The following is a 24,512-nucleotide window of genomic DNA, read 5'->3' on the forward strand; positions in this document are numbered from 1 at the left end:
CGCCGCTCCTCTCCTCGACGTGGCCGGTCAACTCTTCGGGCGCATCCGGTAGTTGTACGCATCGGGCAGTGGATCGTCGGTGAGCGCGGACCATACCTCGTCCAGGATCTCCGCCCCCTCCCGCAGGTCCGCGACCTCGAAGCCCTCGTCGAAGACGGCACGGGCGGCAGCGCGATCTCCCTCGGCCAGCAGAAGTCGGGCCTCCAGCAGGCGGAACCGGCCGCGCTGCTGGATCGCCGGGCTCAGCCCGGTCCAGACCGTCCGGGCGTCCTCGGTCCGCCCGGCCGACAGCAGCGCCTCGATCGCCTCGCGGCCGAGAGCGATGGTGGCTGCCGTCCAGGCATCGCCGTCGTCCCGGCGCTCCGCACACAGGTCGTCGAACGCCTCGCTGTAGAGGTCGGCGACCCGGTCGCGCTGGCCGCCCTCCTGGGCGGCGACGGCCAGGCAGCGCAGCAGCGGCCAGCGGGACGGAGCGAGGGCGAGACCGCGTTCCCAGCTGCGGACCGCCTGGGCGCGGTCGCCGGCGTGCCACTGGGCGATGCCGAGGTGGTACTCGGTGAGGGGTTCGGCGGCCGCCGTCTCCAGCATGTCGCGCCAGTGCGCGGAGACCAGCGACGCTCCTGGCGGCGCCACGCGGCGCGGTTCGGGGAAGCCGCCCCGGTCGAGCAGGTGCAGCCAGGGCGCCTGCTGTTCGCCCAGGGTGGACTCGGCGAACGGCGTGCCGGGGAGCTTGTATCCGGCGCGCCGGACTTCGAGGGCGCCCCAGCCGGAACCGGTGGCGAGGGACTCGCCCGGCTCTGTGTCGGCATACGGGCGCCAGGACGCGTACGCGGCATCGACGTCGGCCCGCGGCAGCGCCTCGGCCAGCCGTTGTTCGGTCTCGGCGCGGGCCGCGGTCCAGTCGTCGCCGTGCACGACCCCGGGGTCCGCGGACAGCGGACCGTAGGACTCCAGCCAGCTGAACTCGGCGCCGGGTTCGAGCGGGATGTGCTCCAGCTGGGTGCGGGCCAGTCCGGCCTGGATCTCCGCGTAGCCGACGGTGCCGGGTTCGGTGAGCCACTGCTGCCAGCGGCGTCCGCCGGGCCCGTTGCCCCAGACGAAGAGCTTGCGGCCCCGCAGCAGGTCGGTGGAGGTCTGCACGAGGCCCCGGCCCTCGGCGTCGAGGGAGGCGATCCAGCGACGGGCGCCGTCGGGCACTTCGTAGAAGTAGTCGGCGGGGAAGTCGCTGAGCAGCGGGTACGTACGGTCGACGGAACCGGTCTCCGGGACGGGGACCCGGGTCAGTGTCCGTTCGTAACCGAAGTGCCAGGCCTCGTCCGCAGGGGCCAGGACCCGGGTGCGTTCGCCTTCCGGGACGGCGATGTTGGACCACCAGTAGACGGGCGCGGTGTGCTCGTGCGGGTTGCGTATCCGTACGCCGACGTGGAGGAAGTCGGAGTCCGCCGGCAGCCACAGGTCCACCTGGAAGGGGAGGTCGCGCAACCGCTCCCACTCCCAGAGCCGGACCATCTCACCGCCGTCGGGGGCAGGGACACGGGCGGCATGCACCGGGGCGCAGGACAGCGTGGTGTGACCCGTGGCGCCGATGTTCCACTCGATGCCGCCGGAGAACCAGGCGCCGTTGAGCGCGAAGTCGGCGGGCTGCAGGACAGGGTTGGTGTAGAGCAGTTCGCGGCCGGTCGGCTTGTGGTGGAGGGAGTGGATCCGGCCACCGAGCCCCGGCAGGACGGTGGCCCGCAGCCGGTCGTTCTCGATGATGATCGCGTCCAGGCCGGTGGGCGTGCGCTCGCGCCCGTACCCGTCGAGGATGCGCACCGGCAGGACGGTGCCCAGCGGCTCGTAGCCGATCTGCCGTGCCATGTCACGCGGCAGTCCTGCCCGGGCCTGGTCGTCGACGACATGCATCTCGTCGAGCGGCCGCAGCGCCGGCAGCGGGTTCTCCGGGCCCAGCGGTGCGGCGGGCAGAGTCAGTACGGCACGTCGTACGGTCGTGGCCAAGGCAACCTCGCTCCCTCGCGCGGGCCGCCGCAGGTCCGGGCGCCCCCCGATGACCATGGAACACGCTGGAAGCCGCCCCGACCAGGGGCGCAGCCGTCAGACTTCGGCAAAAGCCGCCACCAGCAGGTCGGTGAGCAGCGCTCCGGCGGTGCCGTCGGGGTCGAGATCGGGGTCGTACACCGTGACGTCGAGGCCGACGCGGCGCGGCGAGCGGACGAGGACACGCAGCAGCGGGCCGAGCTCCTCGGGAAGCAGTCCGCCGTCGTCGGGGCTGTCGACGGCGGGCATCACGGCCGGGTCGAGCACATCGGCATCGAGGTGCACCCAGAAGCCGTCCAACACCTGGTGTTCCAGGCTCCGTACGGTGGCGGCGGCAGTGTCGGCCGCACCCCATGCAGCCCGAGATCGGACGGGGCGTCGACGACGACAATATTCCGCATGCCGCTCATCCTCGCCGTCGTAACCTTGATCCTCAACGACTTGTGCAATGAAGGCGGCAGGACACGATGAGCACCCAGCACACCTATCGAGTGATCGTGCGCGGCACCTTTGACGGCCTCACGGACGAGGCGCGCGCCCGGCTGCTGGCCGAGGTGGAGCAGCACGGCCTGACAGCGATGCAGTTCACCGAGGAGGGTTCACTCACCTACGACGCGGTGCTCAAGCACTTCAGTTTCCGGTACGTGATCGTGTCGGACGCCGAGGACGGCGAGGAGATGGCTTCGGCGATCGCCGAGGACCGGGCGGAGACGGCCCTGAAGGAGTACGGCTACGGCTTCCGCGAACTGCGGTCCACCGCGACGGGCATGGACACCATGAAGATCAATTACAAGGGGCGGCGCGCGGCGGGCTCGGTGTGACGCCGCGGCGAGAGCCACCGGACGGCCTCTGATCCGGAATTTCGCGTCTTCCGGCTCTGTCATGGGCTTTCCTTCTCGCGCACCGGATCGTCGCGCGCATGCGCCACGGAGCCGGTCGGGATCAGCCGTGCCTCACGGCCTGTGGGGGCCTGGCTGAGGAAACAGTGGGCAGCGATGCGACTGGTGGGAAACCCGAACCGCACGTCCGTGAGCAGGCCGACGAGATCCATGCCGAGAACGCCGGGGACGAGCAGTTCGAGATACCAGTCGAAGCTGCCTGGCCCGAACAGGTCCACGACCTCCTTGTAGTCGCTCGGCAGGGGCGTGCCCAGGGCGGCCTCGGTGGCGGGCCAGTCGACGGCCGGCCGCGGTATCGGCTCCCAGCCGGTGAGGAGGCGCAACTTCTCGGTCCACGAGGCACTGTCCGGGATCCCCGCGGTGGCCGGGTCCACGCGTTCGGCGACGACGACGACCGAATGGGTTTGCCCGGCGCGGTGCACCTGGCCGCACCCGATCCAGTGGGACCAGTAGGGCCACCCGTGCATGTCACGCAGTTCCTCCCCGAAGGGCTCGACGAGCGGCAGCCCGGTGCGCTCGGTGATCGCCGACACGGTGAGGCCTCCCGAGATCAGTTGCCGGGGTTGCCCTGCCCGGCAGCCCACTGCCTCGACGAGCTCGGCGAAGCCGGTGCCCTTCGGCGCCTCCAGGACGACCGGCGAACGGGGGCCGGGAGAGGAGTCGGGGTGGAGCATCTTCCAGACGGTGGCGATGAATTCGGAAATAGCCATGGCCCCAGTCAACTTCATGCCTCCGACATTCCTCGGCGGCCGGACTCCGCTGTCGTGGGGGTCAGCCTCGGAGCAGTTCGGCTGTCAGTGCTTTCGCCTACGCTGCGCCTCGGTTGAGCAAGGCGAGAGAGGAGCAGCGCGCAGTGGGCGGTAACGCGTGGGTGCAGACGGGGCCGTACCAGCAGGAACTGGGGGCAGCGTTCCGGAGAGCGCAGGAACAGGAGTTGGAGAAGGACGACCATGGCTTCGGGGGCCAGAGCCTCGATGAGCTGTGGGAGAACGAGGACTGGCACGAGTACATCTTCACCGGGGGCACCGGCACGGTCCTGGACCTGTACCAGCTCATCGACGCGGGGACCTCCGACGAGTTCGCCATGATGCGACCGCTGACCGAGGACCAGATACGTGCCTGGGCGCCGGACGGCCGTCCCACTTACAGTCAGTTGGCCGACGCCCTGCAGTCCGAACAGCTCGCATTCCCCGGACGCGGCTGCGGGAGGTGCACCGTGCTCTACCGCGACGGTGGGCCCGCGGAGATCGGCTACTGGGGGGTCACCGCGGACTGACTGATCGCCGGTCCGACAGGCGATGTCGATGGTCGACACGCCGACGCCCTGAGCTCGCACAGGAGGGCTCCGGCCCCGGACCCGGACGACGATGCGCTCCGCGGGCCGCCGCGGATGACGGCGTGCGGCCCATGGACACTCCCCTCGGGGCGTGTCCATGGGCCGGGACGAGGGGCGCCGCCGCTTGGGCGGCGCCCCTCCGGGTTCAGCCCACGGGCAGGGTCAGGGCAGCGGTGTGGAGCTTGCCGCCCGTCTGGAACTGCAGGAACAGCCGCCAGTTGCCCGAGGTGGGCAGTTCGGCGTGGAAGGACAGGTCGGGGCCGCCGTGCTCACCGTTCACCTCGGTGGTCGGGTGGAGGTGGGCGAATGCGGCGTCGCCCTCGTGGAAGGCCGTCAGATGGGCGTACGTGTCCAGGTAGGGCTGCAGATCGGTGACCGGCTCGCCGTCCTTGGACACGGTGACGGTCAGCGGGTGCGCCATGCCGGCCATCGGCTCGCCCTTGACGGTGACGGTGTAGCCGTCGACCTCCGCGCTGCCGGCCCCTGCGGGCAGCGGGGTCTTCGTGGGTGTCCCGGGGACGGTGACGGTGCGGCTCAGGACGAAGTCCTTGCCCTTCCCGGTGCCAGTGTCCGGGGTGAAGGAGGCGAACATGTGCCAGGAGCCGGGGGCGAGGGAGGTGAGGTCGGCGGTCCAGGTGCCGTCGGCGGCCATGACCGGGTGGATGTGCTGGAAGCCGGTCAGGTCCGAGCGGATGGCGTAGAAGTGCATCCGCTTGGTCTGGTCGACGGCGAAGTCGGTGACCGGCTTGCCGTCCGGGCCGTTGACCGTGAACCGGTACGCGGCCTGCTTGCCGGAAGGCATGGTCGCGTCGTGGGGGGTGAGGCGGTAGCCGTCCTTGTTGTCGGACAGGCCGTTGTCGGCGGCCATGTGGTCCATGCCGGGCATGTCACTCATCGAAGGCGACGCGCTGTGCGAAGAGGGAGCCGAGGCCTTCGCGCCGTGGTCCATGCCGGGCATGGACGAGGAGTCGTCGGAGGAGCCGCACGCGGCCAGGGTCAGCGCGAGGGCCGCTGCGGTGCCGGCCGCCGCGACAGCGCGGCGACGCAGGGCGAAACGGGAAGAGGCGAACATGAGAGAGGGTCTTTCCGGGTGGGCGCACCACGCCGGTGGCGCGCGGGAAGGGCAGGACACGGGGCCGGTCCGGTCAGTGACCGGGTTCGGCGCAGTGCCTGTCACGTCCGCGCGACGCACACCTGGATGAGGAGATCTCGCCCGCCGGCCGGCGGTCCGCGCCGCCGTGTCCAGCCGGTGGCCGCCCGCAAACCCGCCGGGAACCATGCGACCGGCAGTGCCCCGGCGGCGTAGAGGCCGGCCGTCGGCAGCGGATTCCGCTCGTGTGCGGGGGTGGAGACGCATGGCACCCCGTGCATCGCCGAACCGTCACCGGCCCGGGCGGCCTGAGCACTCTGTGCGGTGGTCGGCGGCGCCGTTGAGGCCATCGTCGGAGCGGCGTGGCCGTCGTGCATGGGCACGGTGACAGAGGGCATCGCACCGTGGCAGCCCTCGGCGGCGGTGGCCGGCGCGCCGTGCATGAGGAACAGGCCGAGCAGGACGGCACAGACCGCGATGAGCCGGGCGCTGCCCCGCTCGCTCGGTTGTCCGATGCTCACTATGCAGCTCCCTTCCTCCTCGTTGCTGCGCGCCCGTGGCCGCCGACCCGTACGACAATACCCCGGCCGGGTACCCGGCGCCCTTCAGCCCGTCGGATGCGGGCGATGAGTGCGCGCCGTTCGCCGCCGACCGGCCCGCCCCACGTGATGGCGAGGTCAGACGGCGGTGTGGTGGGCGAGGGCGGCGTGGGGGTCGCCGTGGTCGGCGGTGTGGTCGGTGTGCACAGTGGCGCCGGTCAGGCGGGGCACGGCATGGATGAGGGCGTGCTCGGCCGCGACGGCCAGGGCATGGGCCTGGACCACGGTGAGCCGCGGGTCCACGACGATGTCGGCCTCGGCGCGCAGCGCGTGGCCGATCCACCGCATGCGGACCTGCCCGATGTCGCGGACACCGTCCACGGCGCGCAGGGCGGTTTCGGCGAGGTCGACCAGGGTGGGGTCGACGGAGTCCATCAACCGCCGGTAGACCTCACGGGCGGCATCCTTCAGCACCATGAGGATCGCGACGGTGATGAGCAGCCCGACGATCGGGTCGGCGGCCCGCCATCCGAGTGCCGCGCCGCCGGCGCCGAGGAGAACGGCGAGCGAGGTGAAGCCGTCGGTGCGGGCGTGCAGTCCGTCGGCGACGAGGGCGGCGGAGCCGATCGCGCGGCCGGTGCGTATGCGATAGCGGGCCACCCATTCGTTGCCGACGAAGCCGACCACCGCGGCGGCTGCGACCGCCCACAGGTGGGTGATGTCGCGTGGGCTGAGGAGACGGTCGACCGTCTCGTACGCAGCGAGAGCGCAGGAGGCGGCGATGGTGAGCACGATGGCGACGCCGGCCAGGTCCTCGGCGCGTCCGTAGCCGTAGGTGTAGCGGCGGTTCGCCGCACGGCGGCCCAGGACGAACGCGATGCCCAGAGGGATGGCGGTCAGTGCGTCGGCGGCGTTGTGGATGGTGTCGCCCAGCAGCGCGACCGACCCCGACAGCACGACGACGATCGCCTGGATCACCGTGGTCGCCCCCAGGATGCCCAGGGACAGCCACAGGGTGCGCATCCCCTCCCGGGAGGTCTCCATCGCCGAGTCGACCTTGTCCATGGCCTCGTGACTGTGCGGCGTGACCACGTGGGAGACCTGGTGTCGCACCCGCGACCAGCGCGAGCCGTCGCGCTCGTGACTCTGCGGGTACCGGTGGTCGTGCGCGTCCTCGTGACCGTGGTCGTGCGCGTGCCCGGCGCCCGGCTCGTCAGGACCATGGTGGTGCTGGCTCACAGCACGCTCGCTTTCGTCAGGCGGCGGGGTGGACGGAGATCCCACCTGCCTATTATGTGCATATGAATGCACGCATGCATCTATCACCTGCGCAGGGTTCGCAGCCGCGAGAGGTGGGCACTGAGCACTTCCTGGTCGCGGCCGAGGTCCTGGGCCTGCTGGCGGACCGCACCCGCCTGGCGCTGCTGCATGTCCTGGCAGCGAATGAGGCGGACGTCACCTCGCTGGCGGAGGCCGTGGGGGCGGCCCGGCCGGCGGTCAGTCAGCATCTCGCCCGACTGCGCATGTCCGGGCTGGTGACGACCCGTAAGGAGGGCCGCCGGGTGATCTACACGCTGCCCGACGGGCATCTGCGACGCGTGGTGGCCGAAGCCCTCGAACTGGCCGACCACCGGCTGACCGGGCGCGCGCCCCACGCGTGAGGTGCACGCCCGGCCAGCGGCTCAGGCCACTGCCGGCGCCGGGACACCGGCGGCAGGGTCGAGGTGGCCCGTGCGGCGCAGTGCGGTCAGGGCCGTCGCGCAGCCGCCACCCACGGCGGCCAGCACGGCCCAGGGCAGCCACGGTGCGCCCAGGCGGGCGGCGAGGTCGAACAGGGCTCCCACACCCAGGTTCCCGACGGCCACCGCGATCCCGGAGACGGTGCTGTACGCGCCGTAGTACGTGGCGACCAGCCGCTCGCCGGACAGCCGGACCAGGGTGTCCATCTCGAACGGGTACAGCAGCGCCGAGCCGGCGGCCAGCAGGCCGGCGCACAGCACCAGGCCGGTCATCCCTCCCCCGGCCGACAGCCCGTCGGCCCGATGGTAGGGGCCGGGCAGCAGAGGCAGGAAGGCTGCGCCCATCAGGACGAGGCCGATCGCGATGGCTTGGGGGGCATCGAGGCGTTTTCCGGCCCAGGCCGTGAGTCGCAGTTGTCCGGCGACAGCGGTCAGGGCGGAGACCGCGAAAATCACGCCCATGGCGGTGCCGCTGTCCTCACCGAGAAGGGTGCGGGCCTGAAGGGGCAGGGCCAGGTAGGTCTGGAAGGCCAGGAGGTACGAGCCGGCCATCGCGGCGGAGAACAGCACGAAGGGCCGGTTCGTAGCGATGGTCCGCCAGTCCGCGGCGATCCCGCGCAGCCCGCCCGCGCGCTCGGTGTCGGCGGCCGGGTGGCGCGGGGGCAGGGCGCGGGCCTGCACGACGGCAAGGAGTGCGAAGACCGCGGCCGCGACCGTACACACGACGCGGAAGTCCCAGGCGAGCAGGGCAAGGCCCACCAAGGGGCCGAGCAGGATGCCGGCCTGGTAGAAGACGTTGAAGGCGGCGAATGCCTCCACTCGGCGCTCGCCCGCTCCGGCGGCGAGGTAGGCGCGGACGGCAGGGTTGAACAGGGCCCCGGCGAGCCCGGTGGCGGCGGACGCGATGACAAGCGCCGGGAGGGTGTCGGCGAGGGCCAGCAGGGCGAACGCCCCGGTGCGCAGGCCGCAGCCGGTCAGGATGAGGGCTTTGTAGCCGATCCGGTCGGCGAGGGTGCCGCCGAGCCAGAACATCCCCTGCTGGGAGAGGTTGCGCACGCCGAGCACCAGGCCGACCGCCCAGGCGGCCAGGCCCAGGCCGTGGGCCAGATGGTCGGCGAGGTAGGGCATCAGCATGTAGAAGCCGAGATTGATACCGAACTGGTTGAACATCAGCAGCTGGACACCGGGGTCGAAGGAGCGCACGCGCGCGCACAGTTGCTTCACCGCACACCCACCACGGCGCGAACGCCTGCGGGGTCGGTGCGATCCAGCGGGTCGGTCACGCGGGCGCAGCGCGTCCAGCGCCGCACGGTGTGTTCGGCCGGGTCGTCGATGGTGTCGGGTTCCTCGGGCGGAAGGTGGCCGAGCAACTGGTGCTCCTGGCACCAGGCGTCGTTGTAGATGGTTTCCAGGTAGCGGTGGGGGCCGTCGGGGAAGATCGCAGCGATGCGGGTGCCGGAGGGACAGGTGCGGGCCGCCCATCCGGCGACCCGGGCGACCGCGCCGACACTCCAGCCGCCCATGGCGTAGTGGTGGCGGGCGAGTTGGCGGCAGGCCCAGACCGCTTCGGCGGGGGCGACCCAGTGGACTTCGGTGAAAGCGCGGTAGTCGACGTTGCCCGGATGGATGCTGGAGCCGAGGCCGCGCATCAGGCGCGGGGCGGCCGGCTGGCCGAAGATCGTCGAGCCGGTCGCGTCGACCCCGATCAGCACCAGATCGGGGAAGCTCTCCCGAAGCACGGTGCTGATCCCTGCTGAGTGGCCGCCCGTGCCGACCGAGGCGACGAGTACGTCGATACGGCCGAGCTGGGCGATGAGTTCGGCGGCCAAGGGCGCGTACGCGGCGACGTTGTCGGGATTGTGGTACTGGTCCGGGCACCACGCTCCCGGGTTCGCGTCCAGCAGCTCGGCGACCTGTTCGCGGCGGGCCTGCTGCCAGCCGCCTGCCGGATGCGGGGCGGCCACCTGCTGCACTTCGGCGCCCAGCGTGGCGAGAAGGCGCAGCATCGCCGGTTCCATGCCGGGGTCGGTGACAACGGTGACCGGATGGTTGTGGGTCAGTCCGGCCAGGGCCAGGCCGAGCGCGAGGGTGCCGCTGGAGGACTCGACGATCGGGGCTCCGGGCCGGAGAGCGCCACGGCGACGGGCTTCCCGGACCATGTGCAGGCCGGGCCGGTCCTTGATGCCTCCAGGGTTGGCTCCCTCCAGTTTGGCGAAGAAGCCCCGTCGGGCAGGCGCGAAAGGCTCGCCCACCCACAGGACCGGGGTGTTGCCCACCAACTGGTGGGCGCCGCGGGCGACCGGCGGCGCGGGGGCGAGTGAGTTCGCGCAGAAGTTTTCGAGCAGGGGGACATGCATGATCGGCAACGCTCCTTGGTGCACACCGGATCAGGCCGGGTGTGCGAGGCAGACGGGTCACAGGCGCGCGAGCACACCTCCGGTCCCCCGGGTCCGAGCGGGCACGGGGGGAGAAGGCATGCGGGCGCGGCCTACTGCCGCAGGACGCAGAGCCGGGTCAGAGTCGCCTGGCCGCCGCCGGTATCGCCCCTCAAGGATTCCGCGCCCACCGGACCGGACGGGCCTGGCACCGCGCGGGGCGCGTAGGTGAGAGGCGCCGTGTCACCGGGATCGGTGATGGCGTGGTCCGCCGGGGAGCGAAGACGGTCCACGGCGTGGTCGACCACGTCCGCGTGGCCGCCACTGTGGCCGGGGGCTCGGTCCGCGCTGTGCACCGCCGCGGCGTGCGAACAGCCGTCGACGGCCGCATGCGCGGACGCAGTGGCGAACCCCGGCCCGTGCAGTGCGCCTACCAGATGACAGGCGACCAGCAGGAGCAGGGCGAACAGCAACGCTGCCCGCACCGGGCGCCTCACCGCCCCGCTGCTCACCCCCTGGACCACGTGCTCAAAGTAGTCGATCACTCACGCATAGTCACTTCTCTTTGCAACACCCTGTCCCCCTCCTTCGGCGGGCGAGGCCCCGGCACCTCGGGAAGGCGCCGGGTCGGCCCACGGCAGCACCGTCGACGTCACCGCAGGTGCGGTCGCCCGGGAACGTCCGCACAACCGGAGTCACCCGAGGTGGCACGGCCTTCGATCGATGCGCCAAACGTATGCGTACCACCCGTGAACGGCACCGAAGTGATCTTCTTCGGAAATCCGGGCACATCTTGCGTACAACCCTTGTGCCCCATGCGCTGTCAAACACGGCGCCGGACAAGGAACGGGCCCTTTCCGGATACCCCCCGTGCCCCCGAGCAAGCCCGGCCCTTCGTGAGCCAAGGAGCCGCTCATGCGCAAGCACCGCTCGGCCGCCGTTGCCGCGGCATCGTTTCTCCTCGTGACGGGGGCGGCCATCGCCGCCGCCCCGTCCGCGTACGCCGGAACCCCCGGCGGCACCCACGCCAACGACCGCAACACCGACTTCAACGGCGACGGCTACGACGACGTGCTCGTCGGCTCTCCCGGTGCGGCCGTCGGCGGGCACAAGGGGGCGGGCATGGTCACCGTGCAGTACGGCGGACCCAAGGGCATGGGCACCTCCCACGTCAGGGCCTTCAGCCAGAACACCTCGGGTGTGGCCGGCGCCGCCGAGGCCGGCGACGGCTTCGGCAAGACGCTCGCCACCGGCGACCTCGACGGCGACGGCTACGACGACGCGGTCGTCGGCATCCCCGGCGAGGACATCGGCACCGTCTCCAACGCGGGCGGCGTCGTCGTCCTGTGGGGCACGCCGAAGGGACTCATCGGGTCGGTGAGCAACTGGCTGCAGGCCGACGAGCCCACCGCGGGCGGCAAGTTCGGCACCTCGCTCGCCGCGGCGCGGTTCTCCGACACCACCCCGGGCGACCTGCTGGCGGTCATGGACTCGGTCGGACTGACCACGTATCAGTTCGAGCCGGCCACCGAGCCCAGCGCGAAGAGTGCCGGCCCGCAGATGCGGCAGCCCGTGCAGAAGTCGCGTGCGACGCTCTCCGCGCCGTCGAAGAAGGTGCGCACCGGGTCGGCCGCCGCCGAGGCGCCGGGCATCCGGCCCGCGTCGATGACGACCGGCGACTACGACAACAACGGCTACGCCGACCTGGTCGTCTCCGGAACCAGCGTCGGCGACGAGCCGGGGCACGGCTGGTCGTACATCCTCCCCGGCACCGCCTCCAACGACGAGCCGCTGCCGGTCACCGCGGTACGCGGCGGCCCGGTCGTCGCGTCCGGCGACATCAACGGCGACGGATACGACGATCTGGCCACCGGTGAGCCGCACAGCCCGGACGACGGCGGTGAGAGCATGACCGGCGGCCTGGTCGGCGTCTACTACGGCAGCGCGGCCGGCCCCGCAGGTCAGGAGGGCCCGGGCACCCCGCCCGTCTGGTGGACCCAGAACTCTCCCGGCGTACCGGGATCGAACGAGCGGGGCGACGGCTTCGGCACCGACCTCTCCATCGGCGACACGAACAAGGACGGATTCGCGGACCTGGCGATCGGCATCTCCGGCGAGGACGTCGGCAACGTCGCGGACGCGGGCGCCTTCACGGTGCTGCGCGGCTCGGCCCGGGGGCTGACCGCCACCGGCGCGCTGTCGGTGACACAGGGCACCGCGAAGGTCCCGGGCACCGTGGAGAAGGGCGACAAGTTCGGCGGCCAGGTCTCCTTCACCGACCCCAACGACGACGGCCGCTTCGGTCTGCTCGTCTCGGCGCCCGGCGAGAACACGAACGACGGCTACGTCTGGGTCTTCTCCGCGAGCACCGGCGGCGTGACAACCTCCGGTTCGTGGAACTACGGGGCGAGCGCCTTCGGCGGTCCGTCACTCGACGCGCTGTACGGGGCGGCGATCGACGACTGATACGACGCGGGCGGGCGCTCGTCCCGCCCGCGCCCGATTCACTGGTGCCCCGGCGGCCTCCGGGGCACCAGTGCGTTCACGGAAGGCCGGATAGTGTCGGACCCATGGATGCGTTCCTACCGCTCCTCACGGTCGTCGGCGGCCTCGCCGCGGTCATGGGCTTCTTCACCTGGCTGGCATTCCACGTCCGTCGCCGCGGTACCGCAGGCGCTGCGATCACCGCAGCCCTGGCCTCCTACGACGAGGCGTTCCGGGTGACTGCTCACGAAGCGCACCACGAGATCCGGGCGCAGGCCGAACGCAAGGCGCCGATCCTGTCGCCCGGCGATCACTGGCGGCGCAGCCCCGACGAAGGAAGCCGGCCCGGTGCGGGGAACCGCCGGCCGCGTCGGGCGCGCCCGCGCCGAGGGCTGTGGGGTCTCGGCCGCCGGGTCGGCCGCCCGAATCCCCGCCGCTGATCGTCAGCGCGTCGAAACTCTATGAGCTGACGCGGCACACCTGGCAGGATCCGGTCCGTGACGAGCAGTGGGACGGCCGAGCTGTTGCTGAGCGGCATCGTGCTGATCGGCGCCTCGGTGCAATGGCTCACGGGGATGGGGTTCGCGCTCATAGCCGTGCCCGCCCTGGTGCTGGTGCTGGGCCCGGCCGAGGGCGTGGTGCTCGCGAACTGCGCGGCCGGTGCGATCAGCCTGGTCGGGCTCGCGAGCGGCTGGCGGCAGGTGCGCCCGGCCTCGATGGTGCCCCTGGTCGTGGCCGCGGCGTGCACGGTGCCGGCCGGGAGCTGGGTGGCGGCCCGGTTGCCGGAGCCGGCGTTGCTGGCCGGCATGGGGGCGCTGGTGAGCGGGGCCGTGCTGCTGGTGCTGCGGGGCGTCCGGGTGCCCGCCCTGCGCGGGCCCGGAGGGGCGGTGGCCGCGGGTGCCGTGGGCGGGTTCATGAACTCGTCGGCGGGCGTCGGCGGCCCGGCGGTCTCCTTGTATGCCGTGAACGCGGGTTGGACAGTGCGGGAATTCGTGCCGAACGCCCAGTTCTACGGGGTGGTGGTGAACGCGTTCTCCGTCGCCGCCAATGGTGTTCCGCAGCTCAGCGCTCCCCTCTGGCTCCTCATCACTGTCGGCCTGGCGGCGGGCGCCCTGATCGGGAAGGCGCTCACCGAGCGGGTGCCGGAGAAGCGGGCCCGACTGCTCGTCCTGCTGCTCGCGCTCGGCGGTGGGATCATCACGCTGGCCAAGGGAGTGTGGGCACTCTGACGGTCGGGCCACTGCCCGGATCCACCCACGGATGATCTTCACGGACCGCCGCCCGGTCGGCAGGGCCCTGTCGAACAGGCGGCGGTCACGGGATATCTTGATATCAAGCAATGTTGCAGACGTGGAGCGGAGCACCCGGTGACTGACTCGACCATCATCTATACGCACACCGACGAGGCCCCGGCCCTGGCGACGTATTCGTTCTTGCCTGTGATCGAGGCGTACGCCTCGACGGCCGGGGTCACCGTGGAGAACCGCGACATCTCCCTGGCGGGGCGGATCATTGCCGTCTTCCCGGAGCACCTCGACGAGAACCAGCGCATCGATGATGCTCTCGCCGAGCTCGGTGAGCTGGCCAAGACGCCCAGCGCGAACATCATCAAGCTGCCGAACGTCTCGGCGTCGATCCCGCAGATGAAGGCGGCCATCGCCGAGCTTCAGCAGCAGGGTTACGCGCTGCCCGACTACCCGGACGACCCGCAGACGGACGCGGAGAAGGACGTCCGCGCGCGCTACGACAAGATCAAGGGCAGCGCGGTCAACCCGGTCCTGCGCGAGGGCAACTCCGACCGCCGTGCCCCCGCTTCGGTGAAGAACTACGCCAAGACGCACCCGCACCGCATGGGCGCCTGGACGGCCGACTCGAAGACGAACGTCGCGACGATGAACGCCGACGACTTCCGCTCCACCGAGAAGTCCGCCGTCATTGCCGAGCCCGGCTCCCTGCGGATCGAGCTCGCCGGTGACGACGGCACCACCACCGTCCTGCGCGAGTCGGTACCCGTGCTCGCGGGCGAGGTCGTCGACGCATCCGTGATGCGGGCGGCGGCCCTGCGCGAGTTCCTCGAGGCGCAGATCGCCCGCGCCAAGGCCGAGGGTGTGCTCTTCTCCGTACACCTGAAGGCCACGATGATGAAGGTCTCCGACCCGATCGTCTTCGGCCACGTGGTGCGCGCCTTCTTCCCGAAGACGTTCGCGAAGTACGGCCAGGCGCTGACCGCCGCCGGTCTGTCCCCGAACGACGGCCTCGGCACGATCCTGAACGGCCTGGACGGCGTGCCCCACCTGGGCGCCGAGATCAAGGCGTCCTTCGAGGCCGAGCTCGCCGAGGGTCCCGCCCTGGCGATGGTCGACTCCGACCGCGGCATCACCAACCTGCACGTGCCGAGCGATGTCATCGTCGACGCGTCCATGCCCGCCATGATCCGCACCTCCGGCCACATGTGGGGCCCGGACGGCAAGGAGGCCGACACCCTGGCCGTCCTGCCGGACAGCAGCTATTCGGGCGTCTACCAGGCCGTCATCGACGACTGCCGGGCGCACGGCGCGTTCGACCCGTCGACGATGGGCTCGGTGCCGAACGTCGGTCTGATGGCGCAGAAGGCCGAGGAGTACGGCAGCCACGACAAGACGTTCGAGATCGCCGCCCCGGGCACGGTCCGCGTCGTCGACGGTTCGGGCAACGTGGTGCTGGAGCAGACGGTCGCCGCCGGTGACATCTTCCGCATGTGCCAGACCAAGGACCTGCCGATCCAGGACTGGGTCAAGCTCGCCGTCACCCGCGCCCGCGCGACCGGCACCCCGGCCGTGTTCTGGCTGGACGAGGGCCGCGCGCACGACGCGACGCTCATCGCCAAGGTCAGGACGTACCTCGCCGACCACGACACCGAGGGTCTGCAGATCAAGATCCTGTCGCCGGTCGAGGCGACCGCGTTCTCGCTGGAGCGCATCCGCCGGGGCGAGGACACGATCTCGGTCACGGGCAACGTGCTGCGTGACTACCTGACCGACCTGTTCCCGATCCTGGAGCTCGGCACGAGCGCCAAGATGCTCTCGGTCGTCCCGCTGATGAACGGCGGCGGCCTGTTCGAGACCGGCGCCGGTGGCTCCGCTCCCAAGCACGTCCAGCAGCTGGTCAAGGAGAACTACCTGCGCTGGGACAGCCTGGGCGAGTTCCTCGCGCTCGCGGTCAGCTTCGAGCACCTGGCGCAGACGACGGGCAACGCGCGCGCCCAGGTGCTCGCCGACACCCTCGACCGCGCCACCGGCACCTTCCTCAACGAGGACAAGTCGCCGAGCCGCAAGCTGGGCGGCATCGACAACCGCGGCAGCCACTTCTACCTGGCCATGTACTGGGCCCAGGAGCTGGCGAAGCAGACCGCCGACGCGCAGCTCGCGGAGGCGTTCGCCGGTCTCGCCAAGACGCTGACCGAGCAGGAGCAGACGATCGTCGACGAGCTCATCGCGGTGCAGGGCTCGCCGGTCGACATCGGCGGCTACTACCGTCCGGACGCCGCCAAGGCGTCGGCCGTCATGCGCCCGTCGGCGACGTTCAACGAGGCCATCGCCTCCCTGGGCTAGTGCCGTGACCGGCAATGTCTGCCCGACGGGGCAAAGCTTGCCGGGAGGGGCACTGGCCCCTGGAAGTCGCCGGTCTCCGCGAAACCCGCGATGACTGTTCCGCCCCGGCCGCACATGCGGCCGGGGCGGTCCCGTCTGCGGGGAGCTCGGGCCCAACCGTGATCCCCGTACGCGCTGCCGGTGCGCTCGCGGACGAGGCGGACAGGGTCTCCACTGCAGCCTGGGGTGCCCTGCCGTTGTCGCCGGTCCAGCTGGACTTCCTCGGCCGCCGTTGCGGGCCCTCCCGGGTGTGACGGGTGTGGGTCTCACAGGTCTCGGCGGTGGACGGCGATCGTTGCGATCACCATCGAGACGAGAGGCCAGGCCGCGAAGGTGATCCACGCTCCGCCGAGCGTCGCCGGGTAGTGCGAGACGAAGACGTTCGTCATGTCGACCTGGGCCAGGCGTCGCCAGGCGGTGAGCGGCATGGCGTGCAAGACGTCGGCCGACCAGCGGTGGGTTTCGTTGAAGAACGAGGGGAGGAAGAAGAGCACCAGCACCGTGCCGACCACGGTGGCCGCGCTGTGCCGGATCAGGACGCCCATGCCCATGCCGATGAGGGCGCAGACCGGGGCGAACAGGGCGGCGGCCGCGATGAACCGCAGGGCGCCGGGGTGGGTGATCGAAAGGCCGATGTGCCGGCCGGACAGGATCGCCTGGCTGAGGCCGAACGACGTCCCGGCGACGAGGATGCCGTATCCGAACATGACCGCTGCCAGCACGCACGCCTTGGCTGCCAGCACCGCGCGGCGGTCGGGGACGGCCGCGACAGTGGTGCGGATCATCCCGGTGGCGTACTCGCTGACGATCACGATGGCGCCGACACTGCTCGCGACGAGCATCAGGATGTCGGCGGCAATCATGGTGAACGAGGCGTTCAGCGCTGTCTGCACGTACATGGACGCGGTGTCGCCGGCGGTGAAGTGGTCGTAGGTGTATTTCGCGGAATTGAGGTTGGCGCCGATGATGGCCAGGGCGCTGAGGCCGAGCACCCAGGGAGTGGAGCGCAGTGACCAGAGTTTGATCCACTCGGCGGCGAGCAGATCACGGAACCGGCCCCGGAGCTCGGCGGCGGTCCGGGGTGCGTCCGGGGCAAGGGTCAGGGTGGTCATCGGTGCTCTCCTGCGAGGTATTCGACGCTGTCGGCGGTGAGTTCCATGAACGCCTCCTCCAGGGAGGCGGTGCGAGGGGTCAACTCCTGCAGCAGGAGCCGGTGTTCGAGGGCGAGTTCACCGATCCGGGCCGCGTCGGTACCGGTCACGGTGAGCGTGTCGTCGTCGCCGGGGTGCACGACGGCGCCCGCGGCGGTCAACACGCCGGTCAGCGTGGCGGGTTCGGACGTACGGACGGTGACGCTCACCCGAGTGGCACGGGCGGCGAACTCCGCCACGCTCTCCGCGGCGATCAGCTTGCCGCGACCGATGACGATCAGCTGGTCCGCGGTGTTCTCCATCTCGCTCATCAGGTGGCTGGAGACGAACACCGTCCGGCCCTCGGCCGCGAGGCGGCGGAAAATGCCTCGCACCCACAGCACGCCCTCCGGGTCCAGCCCGTTGAGCGGCTCGTCGAACAGCATCACCGGCGGATCGCCGAGCAGCGCGGTCGCGATGCCGAGCCGCTGCTTCATACCGAGCGAGTACCCACCGATCCGCCGGCCGGCCGCGCCGGCCAGCCCGACCTCGTGCAGCACCTCCTCCACCCGGCTGCGCGGGATGGCGTTGCTGCGGGCCAGGGCGCGCAGGTGGGCGCGGCCGCTGCGTCCGCCGTGGACATCGCTCGCGTCGAGCAGTGCGCCGACGTGGCGCAGGCCGCGCGAGCGGTCCCGCAACGGGCGGCCGTCGACCGTGGTGGTGCCGCTGGTGGGGTCGTTGAGCCCCAGAACCATGCGCAGGGTGGTGCTCTTTCCGGCACCGTTCGGGCCGAGGAACCCGGTGACATGGCCCGGGCGGACGGTGAAGGTGAGGTTGTCGACCGCAGTGGTGCGGCCGTAACGCTTCGTCAGTTCGTTGACTTCGATCACGTGGCCAACGGTGCCGCGGCGGGGCCCGGCGGGCATCGGACCAGAACTGACACTCGGTCGCGGCGTCCGTCAACCCTGGTTGTACACCCCTGGTCCGATGCCCGAAGGCGAGCGCCTGGTTACGATCACCACATGTCCGTGAAACCGCCCGTGCTGAAGCGCGTGTCACCGGGCGCGTGGACGGCCCTGGCCTGGTGCGTTTCGGTGGCGTACCCCTCCGTCGTGCTCGGCGCACGACCTGACCACCCGCCGGTCACCTCCTCCGACGCGGGCCTCCTCCCGCAGCACCGGGACTGGGCGACCATCACGCTCGCCACGCTCGTCGCGTTCACCGCCGCCGCTCTGCTGCGCCGTCGGCCGCTGGTGGCGACCGGTCTGCTGATCGCCGCCACTGTCGCGGAGACGGAAGCGTGGCGCTCGAACGTGCAGCTCCCGCCGACCGCTCTGCCGGCGGTCGCTGTCGCCCTCTGCCTGGTCACGGCCACCTGCCCGCGCCGGACATCGCGCGCCGCCGCAGCCATGGTGGTCGGCGTTCTGTTCGGCCATCTGGCCATGCTGTCCGAGATGGGCGGCGGCCTGTTTCTCACCGGCACCACCATCGGCGCCTCGGACGGTGGCCTCCTGGTGGTCCTCATCGCCTGGCTGGTAGGCCGCTCGATGCGTCAGTCCCGGGAGCACGCCGAGACGTTGGGCGCTCAGACAGCCGCGCAGGCGGTCACCGCAGAACGGCTGCGGATTGCGCGCGAGATGCACGACACGGTGGCGCACAGCATCGGCATCGTCGCCCTGCAGGCCGGTGCGGCGCGGCGGGTCATCGACAGCCGGCCGGACCGGGCGCGCGACGCGTTGACCGAGATCGAGGCCGCCGGGCGGGAGACGCTGGCGGGGCTGCGCCGCATGCTCGGCGCCCTGCGCCAGGCCGATCAGGAAGCAGGCGCGGAGGTGACCGCGCTGCACCACATGTCAGGCCTGGCCGACCTCGACCGGCTGACCGCCGCGACGACGGCCGCCGGTGTGCGGGTCGATGTCCGGTGGCACGGCGAGCGGCCCCCGCTCCTGCCGGAGATCGACCTGGCGGCCTTCCGCATCATCCAGGAGTCGGTCACCAACGTGTTGCGTCACGCCGGCGCCCGCTCCTGCCAGGTGTCCATCGACTGCCGGAATGCGGACGAGGTGGCCATCGAGATCACCGACCGGGGCCGCGGCCACAGCAGCATCCCGGGCAGCGGTTACGGCCTCGCGGGACTGCGCGAGCGGGTCGCCCTGCTGCACGGGGAGTTCCACGCGGCACCCCGGGCCGACGGCGGCTTCCAGGTGTCGGCCCGGCTGCCCGTGGCGGGAGGAGCATGATGACCGTCCGCGTCGTGCTGGCCGACGACCAACCGCTGGTCCGGGCCGCCCTGGAGATGGTCATCTCCGAAACGCCCGACGTCGAGGTCGTCGGGGAGGCCGGAACCGGCGCCGAAGCGGTCCGGCTGGCCGAGGAGCTGGACCCCGACGTGGTGGTGATGGACATCCGCATGCCGGGCATGGACGGCATCGAGGCCACCCGCCTGGTCACCGCGGGCTCGGGAGATGCGCGTGTCGTGGTGCTCACCACCTTCGACGACGACGATTACGTCTACGCCGCACTGCGCGCGGGTGCGTCCGGTTTCCTCGTCAAGGACATGGCGCTGGACGACATCCTCGCCGCGATCCGGGTGGTCGCCGCCGGGGACGCCTTGATCGCGCCGAGCGTCACCCGTCGGCTGATCGCCGAGTTCGCCGGACGGCGAGAGCCCGCCCCCGCCCCCGCGACGCGGCAGCTCGGCGGCATCACCGACCGAGAACGGGAGATCCTCACCCTCGTCGGGCGCGGCCTGTCCAACACCGAGATCGCCGCCGAGCTGGTCATCAGCGTGGCCACCGTCAAGACGTACGTGACGCGGCTGCTCTCCAAGCTCGACGCCCGCGACCGCGTGCAGCTGGTCATCCTCGCGTACGAGACGGGCCTGGTGACGCTGCCCCGCTGAGCAGTACACCCATCGTCGTGCTCACCCAGAGCGCCGCGTCCTCCTGCTGCGCCCAGTCCTGCCACGCCGGCGCACAGTCCTCCTCCTCGAAGGCGACCTCACCAGGATCGGCGACCTTGACAGTGATCCCCATCGTGGCCGTGCCGTCCTGTGCGGGGGCGTCTACCGCGCTCTTCGGAAGGCGTTCGACCGCCCGGGTACCGATGATCGGGATCGCCGGGATGTGAAGTCGCTCAGGGGTGCATTCGCGCGCCCTTGAGGACCTTGTCCACCGCGTTGCGCGGCCCGTAGACGGCCATCCCCACCAGATCGAGCTGGTCCTTTCCCACGGCCCGTACCGCCGCCCGGTTGTCCCGGTCGTTGCCCGTGCTGAACAGATCCGAGGTGAACACGGCTCTCGGCAGCAAGCGCGACAGCGCACGGCCGTGCGCAGCGGTCAACGTCTCCTTCGTTCCTTCGAAGACCAGCACGGGCTGGCGGAACATCGGCAGATACGTGGTGTCGTCGGCGTCCGTGTACGGCTCGCCGATCACCTCGGGTGACGCCGTGCCGAGCCCGCTGAGCAGGAAGGCGGTCACATTCAGCCGCTGCCAGGACTCAAGATCCTCCCGCAACAGGACAGCGATCTTGGTGTCGAAGCGGACAGGCACGTTCTCATTCCCCGCACCGGTCGCAACCCCGGTTCCGGCCTCGGTCTCCTCGTCAGTTCTCATGCTTCGAGACTCCAGGGTCCGCGCCCTCTCCGTCTTGTACGTTCTTTGCGTGACGCCCCGGCAGGAGATCTCCGCTTGGCGCCCCCGAGTCGCGGGCGTCGTGGAGGTTTTCCACGCACACTTCACCGAGCACGCGTACCCCATGCACGTCCACGATGCCTGGACGTTGCTGATCGTCGATGACGGCGCGGTCCGCTACGACCTGGACCGTCACGAGCGCGGCACCCCGAACGACACCGTGAGCCTGCTCCCGCCGCAGATCCCGCACAACGGCTCACCCGCCACCCCTCACGGCTTCCGCAAACGCGTGCTCTACCTCGACACGACACAACTGGACGAGAGCCTCATCGGGCCGGCCGTGGACGGCCCGGACCTCACCGATCCCGTGCTGCGCAGACGCGTCGGACAGCTGCACACCACTCTCGCGAACCGGGGGGACGAGTTCGAGGCGGAGAGCCGTCTGGCCTTCATCGGTGAGCGACTGCGCACGCACCTGCGCCCCAGGCCGGCCCTCGGTAGCGCGGGGCCCCACCGCGACATCGCCCGGAGCCTGCGTGACCTCCTCGACGAGCGCCTGCTTGAAGGCATCACCCTGGAAGAGGCCGCGCGCCTGGTACACGCCCACCCCACGCATCTCGTACGAGCCTTCAGCGGCGCCTTCGGCATCGCCCCTCACCAGTACGTGATGTCCCGTCGCGTCGACCTGGCCCGCCGTCTGCTGCTCGACGCACAGCCGGCGGGCGAGGTAGCGACCGCTGCCGGCTTCTACGACCAGTCCCACCTCACCCGGCACTTCAAGCGGGTCGTGGGCATCACCCCGGGCCGGTACGCCCGAACCGGGACCATCCGCTGATGGTGGACCGCCCGCGCATGCCGCCACACCTGCACCCCAGCGGGAGAAGCGGCTTCGATGCGGTTGAGCCACGAGGAGTTCGTTCCACCCCGGGGTGGTCGCCGGGAGCGCGGTGGCCCCGGCCGCTCGCGCCAACAGTCCGAGGTGGGTGAGCTGGGAGGCCATGCCGAGGAGGCGGCGGACCTCCGCGACCGTCATCCGCGCGATGTAGCGGGCCCACTACCCACCGTCGCGCACCACACACCACGCCACGAACGGCAGAAGGTTCGTGCGCCCGTGCCCCCATGAAAACGGTCCCCTCGTTCGAGAGGACCGTCCAATCCACCTTTCCCGAAGTGGGCTCAGTAACCGCCGTAGCCGCCGTAGCCGCCGTAGCCGCCAGGTACGGTCACCAGGACGATGGCTACGGGGCCGTTGTCGTAGCCGTAGCCGTAGCCGTTGTCATAGCCGTACCCGTACCCGTAGCAGTTGTCCCACCAACCGCACCAGTCGTAGGAATTGCTGGCCACGGAGGTCGCGTGGGCAGGAGCCGCCGTGGCCGTACCCGCCGCCCCGACAGCGGCGCCACCAGCCAGCATCACACCGGCGGCGGCTACAGCGAGAGAACGCTTGATATGAGGTGCTCGCATGAGTCTTTACCTTTCCTTCCACCACTGAAGATCGAAGGTGGACGGGCACAGCGCACGCGGAACATGCGGCGCGGTTCGCAGAGGTCACAGCTCGAAGCGGGAGCACGTCTCGCGGATGATCGGTTCCCACCTTTCGGGAACCTTGCCGCCCAGGGCGCGCCCCGGTTGCGACTCTCACAACCATCACGCTAGTAGCACCTGCCCGGTCCAGCATCTTGAACAGAAATCTCCTCGAACCCACAGGTCAGCAGCCGACGGCCAGGACCGAGCCCGTGACGTCCGCCCTGACACCGTCTCTCTTCGACGGTGACGCCCCAAAGGCCCACACCACCCGCATGGAGCAATGGCAGAGAAATAGAGAGGCAATCTCGTTGCGGGCGGCAGAAGAGCCGCGCAGGCTGACGCAGCGGACCCGCCAGGCCGTCGCTGCAGGAGAATCCGTCACGTGGGCATCCTGCTTCGGCGTCGCCGTGCACCACCCTCCGTGCGCGTACCCAGACGCTCGTGTCCCGTGTCGGTGGACACTGACGCGCCATCGGCTTGGACGGTTCACCCGAGCATTTCACTCGCTGCCCGAGGACCCGCTCATACGACGGCGCTCGCGTACACGGCGATGACGCTCGGAGCGCCCGGTAACCCAGCGGGCGCACTCCGTGCCGAGCCCCAACGCCAGAAGCAGGGCGAGGGCGGCGGCGATCAGGGCCTGCGATACACGAGTCGCCGGCAGGCCGGCCCGGTAGGACCCGCAGCCGACCATCGTCAAGCCGGCAGGCCCGACCGTCAGCACCAGGCAGAGCCGCGCCGTCGCGCCGGAGAGGCGCCCACCTCCCGCGGCCCACTGTTTGAGGTTTTCCAAGAACCACAACGCGATAGGCGCCCCCCTCCAGTGCTACGAGCAACACTCCCAGGACAAGGTCAGGGGCCGATAGATTCCAGAGCATGAGCGTTGAGACCGAGGTCGTTCACGAGGCGACCGACGAAGTGGTGGAGGCGTTTGCTCGTCTCCTTCCGCAGCTGTCGTCCAAGGCAAAGCCCCTGAGCCATGAAGCAGTGGGCAGATTGACGGCTGCCAGTACCAACACGTTGCTGGTGGCCCGTGTCGAGGGCGTGATCGTCGGGACGTTGACGCTGGTGATGTCCCCCTTGCCGTCCGGTCTGCGGGCTCACATCGAGGACGTGGTGGTCGATGCCGCCGCACGTGGCCACGGGGTCGGCAGAGTCCTGATCGACAAGGCCCTCGGCCTGGCCGCGGACGCGGGAGCTCGAACCGTCGACCTCACATCGCGGCCTTCGCGAGAGGCTGCGAACCTCTTGTACGAGCGGGCGGGTTTCCAACGGAGAGAGTCGACTATCTATCGAGTCACCCTGGGCTGAAGCGCGGTGCGGGCTCACTCGCGATCAACATCCCTGACCCGTGTGTCACCGTTTTCGGATGCAGTGGCCCCGTCCGCGAGACCGGTCCATGCCCAAGGCGCGCGCGCCGGCCCCGCCGCGGGCTGACGCTGTCGGCGGCATCGGCCACCGACGGCGCCCCCTCGTCCGCGGCTTGGTCAGCTCGGCCCTTCAGTGCTGTCCGGACGCCCTCGGTTCATGAAGGTCGGCCGCCGAACTGCCAGTTGTGGACCTCGATGTCGGCATACCGGTCCGGGGTCAGGACGGCACGTGCCGTGTCCGGGTCCGGCGCCCGGACCAGCGCCGCCGTACCGAGCCAGGTGGTGCCGTCGTCGGACAGCAGCGGCCCGTACGCGATCAACTCGTCCCGGTCGGACGGCACGACGAGGTCGACGGCCTGCCCCATGCCGAGGCCGAGCACCAGGTACCGGTTGCCACCGATGCGGCCACCGGGGAACTCCCACATGGTGCGCCCCAGCATGTTGCGCCATCGGCGCAGCAGCACGTCCCGGTACACGCCGGCCTGGTAGCCGGGCTCGTCGAAGACGAACGCGCGGGCGGCGGCGGGATCCGGAAAGTCGACGATGTGCACGCTGCCGGTGGGCGCGTCACCGTCGCCGGTGAGGGTCGGGCCGCGGGCGATCATCTCTTTCTCGTACCGGTCCATGTAGGACCAGTGCCGTTCCAGCAGCTCGTTGCGCAACGCCACGGAGTCGGGGCGATCGCGGTGGTAGCAGAAGAACTCCATGCCCACAGTCTGGACGA

25 protein-coding genes and 2 pseudogenes are annotated in these 24,512 nt (G+C 70.8%); 12 read left to right on the forward strand and 15 right to left on the reverse strand.

The window, feature by feature from the left end:
* Nucleotides 1-27 precede the first annotated feature (27 nt).
* Both OG972_RS07765 and OG972_RS07770 read right to left on the reverse strand, forming a co-directional pair.
* On the reverse strand, nt 28-1,998 hold the full coding sequence (locus OG972_RS07765; protein ID WP_266979507.1) for a DUF5107 domain-containing protein: 1,971 nt from the start codon (nt 1,996-1,998) through the stop codon (nt 28-30).
* A 96-nt stretch (nt 1,999-2,094) separates the two neighbouring features.
* A pseudogene (locus OG972_RS07770) lies at nt 2,095-2,373 on the reverse strand (arginase family protein); the annotation flags it as partial.
* 131 nt (nt 2,374-2,504) lie between these two features.
* Between OG972_RS07770 and OG972_RS07775 the strand changes: the two are divergent.
* Nucleotides 2,505-2,858, forward strand: coding sequence for a DUF6204 family protein (locus OG972_RS07775; protein WP_266979509.1), 354 nt, complete (start codon nt 2,505-2,507; stop codon nt 2,856-2,858).
* A gap of 59 nt (nt 2,859-2,917) precedes the next feature.
* Here OG972_RS07775 and OG972_RS07780 read toward each other — a convergent pair whose 3' ends face one another.
* Entirely contained in the window at nt 2,918-3,646 is a 729-nt protein-coding gene (locus OG972_RS07780; protein WP_266979511.1) for a hypothetical protein, read from the reverse strand.
* A gap of 113 nt (nt 3,647-3,759) precedes the next feature.
* Between OG972_RS07780 and OG972_RS07785 the strand changes: the two genes are divergently transcribed.
* Entirely contained in the window at nt 3,760-4,212 is a 453-nt protein-coding gene (locus OG972_RS07785) for a hypothetical protein (protein WP_266979512.1), read from the forward strand.
* 205 nt (nt 4,213-4,417) lie between these two features.
* Here OG972_RS07785 and OG972_RS07790 read toward each other — a convergent pair whose 3' ends face one another.
* From OG972_RS07790 to OG972_RS07800, 3 genes are all read right to left on the reverse strand, one after another.
* Complete coding sequence (locus tag OG972_RS07790) at nt 4,418-5,344, reverse strand: hypothetical protein (protein ID WP_266979513.1); 927 nt, start codon at nt 5,342-5,344, stop codon at nt 4,418-4,420.
* 101 nt (nt 5,345-5,445) lie between these two features.
* Nucleotides 5,446-5,883 (reverse strand): hypothetical protein, encoded by a 438-nt coding sequence (locus OG972_RS07795; protein WP_266979514.1) that lies wholly within the window; start codon nt 5,881-5,883, stop codon nt 5,446-5,448.
* Between the two features lie 156 nt (nt 5,884-6,039).
* Complete coding sequence (locus tag OG972_RS07800; protein WP_266979515.1) at nt 6,040-7,140, reverse strand: cation diffusion facilitator family transporter; 1,101 nt, start codon at nt 7,138-7,140, stop codon at nt 6,040-6,042.
* A 62-nt stretch (nt 7,141-7,202) separates the two neighbouring features.
* Here OG972_RS07800 and OG972_RS07805 point away from each other — a divergent pair, with 62 nt between their 5' ends.
* A complete protein-coding gene (locus tag OG972_RS07805; RefSeq protein ID WP_266979516.1) occupies nt 7,203-7,562 on the forward strand; it encodes a metalloregulator ArsR/SmtB family transcription factor in 360 nt (119 codons plus the stop codon).
* 21 nt (nt 7,563-7,583) lie between these two features.
* Here OG972_RS07805 and OG972_RS07810 read toward each other — a convergent pair whose 3' ends face one another.
* The 3 genes from OG972_RS07810 to OG972_RS07820 all read right to left on the reverse strand — a co-directional run bounded on the left by OG972_RS07810 (nt 7,584) and on the right by OG972_RS07820 (nt 10,560).
* On the reverse strand, nt 7,584-8,864 hold the full coding sequence (locus OG972_RS07810; RefSeq protein ID WP_266979517.1) for an MFS transporter: 1,281 nt from the start codon (nt 8,862-8,864) through the stop codon (nt 7,584-7,586).
* On the reverse strand, nt 8,861-9,997 hold the full coding sequence (locus OG972_RS07815) for a PLP-dependent cysteine synthase family protein (RefSeq protein WP_266979520.1): 1,137 nt from the start codon (nt 9,995-9,997) through the stop codon (nt 8,861-8,863). Before OG972_RS07815 ends, OG972_RS07810 begins: the two co-directional genes overlap by 4 nt.
* A gap of 131 nt (nt 9,998-10,128) precedes the next feature.
* Nucleotides 10,129-10,560 carry a hypothetical protein gene (locus OG972_RS07820; RefSeq protein ID WP_266979521.1) on the reverse strand — a complete coding sequence of 144 codons (432 nt, stop codon included), beginning with the start codon at nt 10,558-10,560 and terminating at the stop codon, nt 10,129-10,131.
* A 370-nt stretch (nt 10,561-10,930) separates the two neighbouring features.
* Here OG972_RS07820 and OG972_RS07825 point away from each other — a divergent pair, with 370 nt between their 5' ends.
* The 5 genes from OG972_RS07825 (at nt 10,931) to OG972_RS07845 (ending at nt 16,382) form a co-directional block, all read left to right on the forward strand.
* Entirely contained in the window at nt 10,931-12,481 is a 1,551-nt protein-coding gene (locus OG972_RS07825; protein ID WP_266979523.1) for an FG-GAP-like repeat-containing protein, read from the forward strand.
* A gap of 104 nt (nt 12,482-12,585) precedes the next feature.
* Complete coding sequence (locus OG972_RS07830) at nt 12,586-12,939, forward strand: hypothetical protein (RefSeq protein WP_266979525.1); 354 nt, start codon at nt 12,586-12,588, stop codon at nt 12,937-12,939.
* Nucleotides 12,940-12,996: 57 nt separating this feature from the next.
* On the forward strand, nt 12,997-13,728 hold the full coding sequence (locus tag OG972_RS07835; protein WP_266979527.1) for a sulfite exporter TauE/SafE family protein: 732 nt from the start codon (nt 12,997-12,999) through the stop codon (nt 13,726-13,728).
* Nucleotides 13,729-13,866: 138 nt separating this feature from the next.
* A complete protein-coding gene (locus tag OG972_RS07840; RefSeq protein ID WP_266979529.1) occupies nt 13,867-16,089 on the forward strand; it encodes an NADP-dependent isocitrate dehydrogenase in 2,223 nt (740 codons plus the stop codon).
* A gap of 158 nt (nt 16,090-16,247) precedes the next feature.
* Nucleotides 16,248-16,382: a hypothetical protein gene (locus OG972_RS07845; RefSeq protein ID WP_266979531.1), complete on the forward strand. Its 135-nt coding sequence runs from the start codon at nt 16,248-16,250 to the stop codon at nt 16,380-16,382.
* Nucleotides 16,383-16,394: 12 nt separating this feature from the next.
* Here the strand turns inward: OG972_RS07845 and OG972_RS07850 are convergent, their stop codons facing one another.
* Both OG972_RS07850 and OG972_RS07855 read right to left on the reverse strand, forming a co-directional pair.
* Nucleotides 16,395-17,240: an ABC transporter permease gene (locus tag OG972_RS07850; protein WP_266979533.1), complete on the reverse strand. Its 846-nt coding sequence runs from the start codon at nt 17,238-17,240 to the stop codon at nt 16,395-16,397.
* Complete coding sequence (locus tag OG972_RS07855; RefSeq protein ID WP_266979535.1) at nt 17,237-18,148, reverse strand: ABC transporter ATP-binding protein; 912 nt, start codon at nt 18,146-18,148, stop codon at nt 17,237-17,239. Before OG972_RS07855 ends, OG972_RS07850 begins: the two co-directional genes overlap by 4 nt.
* 132 nt (nt 18,149-18,280) lie before the next feature.
* Here OG972_RS07855 and OG972_RS07860 point away from each other — a divergent pair, with 132 nt between their 5' ends.
* A complete protein-coding gene (locus tag OG972_RS07860) occupies nt 18,281-19,498 on the forward strand; it encodes a sensor histidine kinase (RefSeq protein WP_266979537.1) in 1,218 nt (405 codons plus the stop codon).
* Nucleotides 19,498-20,160, forward strand: coding sequence for a response regulator transcription factor (locus OG972_RS07865; protein WP_266990332.1), 663 nt, complete (start codon nt 19,498-19,500; stop codon nt 20,158-20,160). The genes OG972_RS07860 and OG972_RS07865 overlap by 1 nt, the downstream gene beginning before the upstream one ends.
* A 233-nt stretch (nt 20,161-20,393) precedes the next feature.
* Here OG972_RS07865 and OG972_RS07870 read toward each other — a convergent pair whose 3' ends face one another.
* Entirely contained in the window at nt 20,394-20,873 is a 480-nt protein-coding gene (locus OG972_RS07870; RefSeq protein WP_266979538.1) for a DUF2000 domain-containing protein, read from the reverse strand.
* Between OG972_RS07870 and OG972_RS07875 the strand changes: the two genes are divergently transcribed.
* Nucleotides 20,872-21,726 carry an AraC family transcriptional regulator gene (locus OG972_RS07875; protein WP_266979539.1) on the forward strand — a complete coding sequence of 285 codons (855 nt, stop codon included), beginning with the start codon at nt 20,872-20,874 and terminating at the stop codon, nt 21,724-21,726. The two genes, OG972_RS07870 and OG972_RS07875, sit on opposite strands and share 2 nt — an antisense overlap.
* A gap of 341 nt (nt 21,727-22,067) precedes the next feature.
* Here the strand turns inward: OG972_RS07875 and OG972_RS49220 are convergent, their stop codons facing one another.
* Nucleotides 22,068-22,355 carry a hypothetical protein gene (locus OG972_RS49220; RefSeq protein ID WP_323135855.1) on the reverse strand — a complete coding sequence of 96 codons (288 nt, stop codon included), beginning with the start codon at nt 22,353-22,355 and terminating at the stop codon, nt 22,068-22,070.
* A 562-nt stretch (nt 22,356-22,917) separates the two neighbouring features.
* Nucleotides 22,918-23,211: a hypothetical protein gene (locus OG972_RS07885; protein ID WP_266979540.1), complete on the reverse strand. Its 294-nt coding sequence runs from the start codon at nt 23,209-23,211 to the stop codon at nt 22,918-22,920.
* Between the two features lie 77 nt (nt 23,212-23,288).
* Here OG972_RS07885 and OG972_RS07890 point away from each other — a divergent pair.
* Nucleotides 23,289-23,729, forward strand: a pseudogene (locus tag OG972_RS07890) (GNAT family N-acetyltransferase); the annotation flags it as partial.
* Between the two features lie 214 nt (nt 23,730-23,943).
* Here the strand turns inward: OG972_RS07890 and OG972_RS07895 are convergent.
* Nucleotides 23,944-24,495, reverse strand: coding sequence for a YciI family protein (locus OG972_RS07895; RefSeq protein WP_266990334.1), 552 nt, complete (start codon nt 24,493-24,495; stop codon nt 23,944-23,946).
* Nucleotides 24,496-24,512 lie beyond the last annotated feature (17 nt).

The organism is Streptomyces sp. NBC_01669 (assembly GCF_026339735.1).
GTDB classification, from domain to species: Bacteria; Actinomycetota; Actinomycetes; order Streptomycetales; family Streptomycetaceae; genus Streptomyces; species Streptomyces yanii.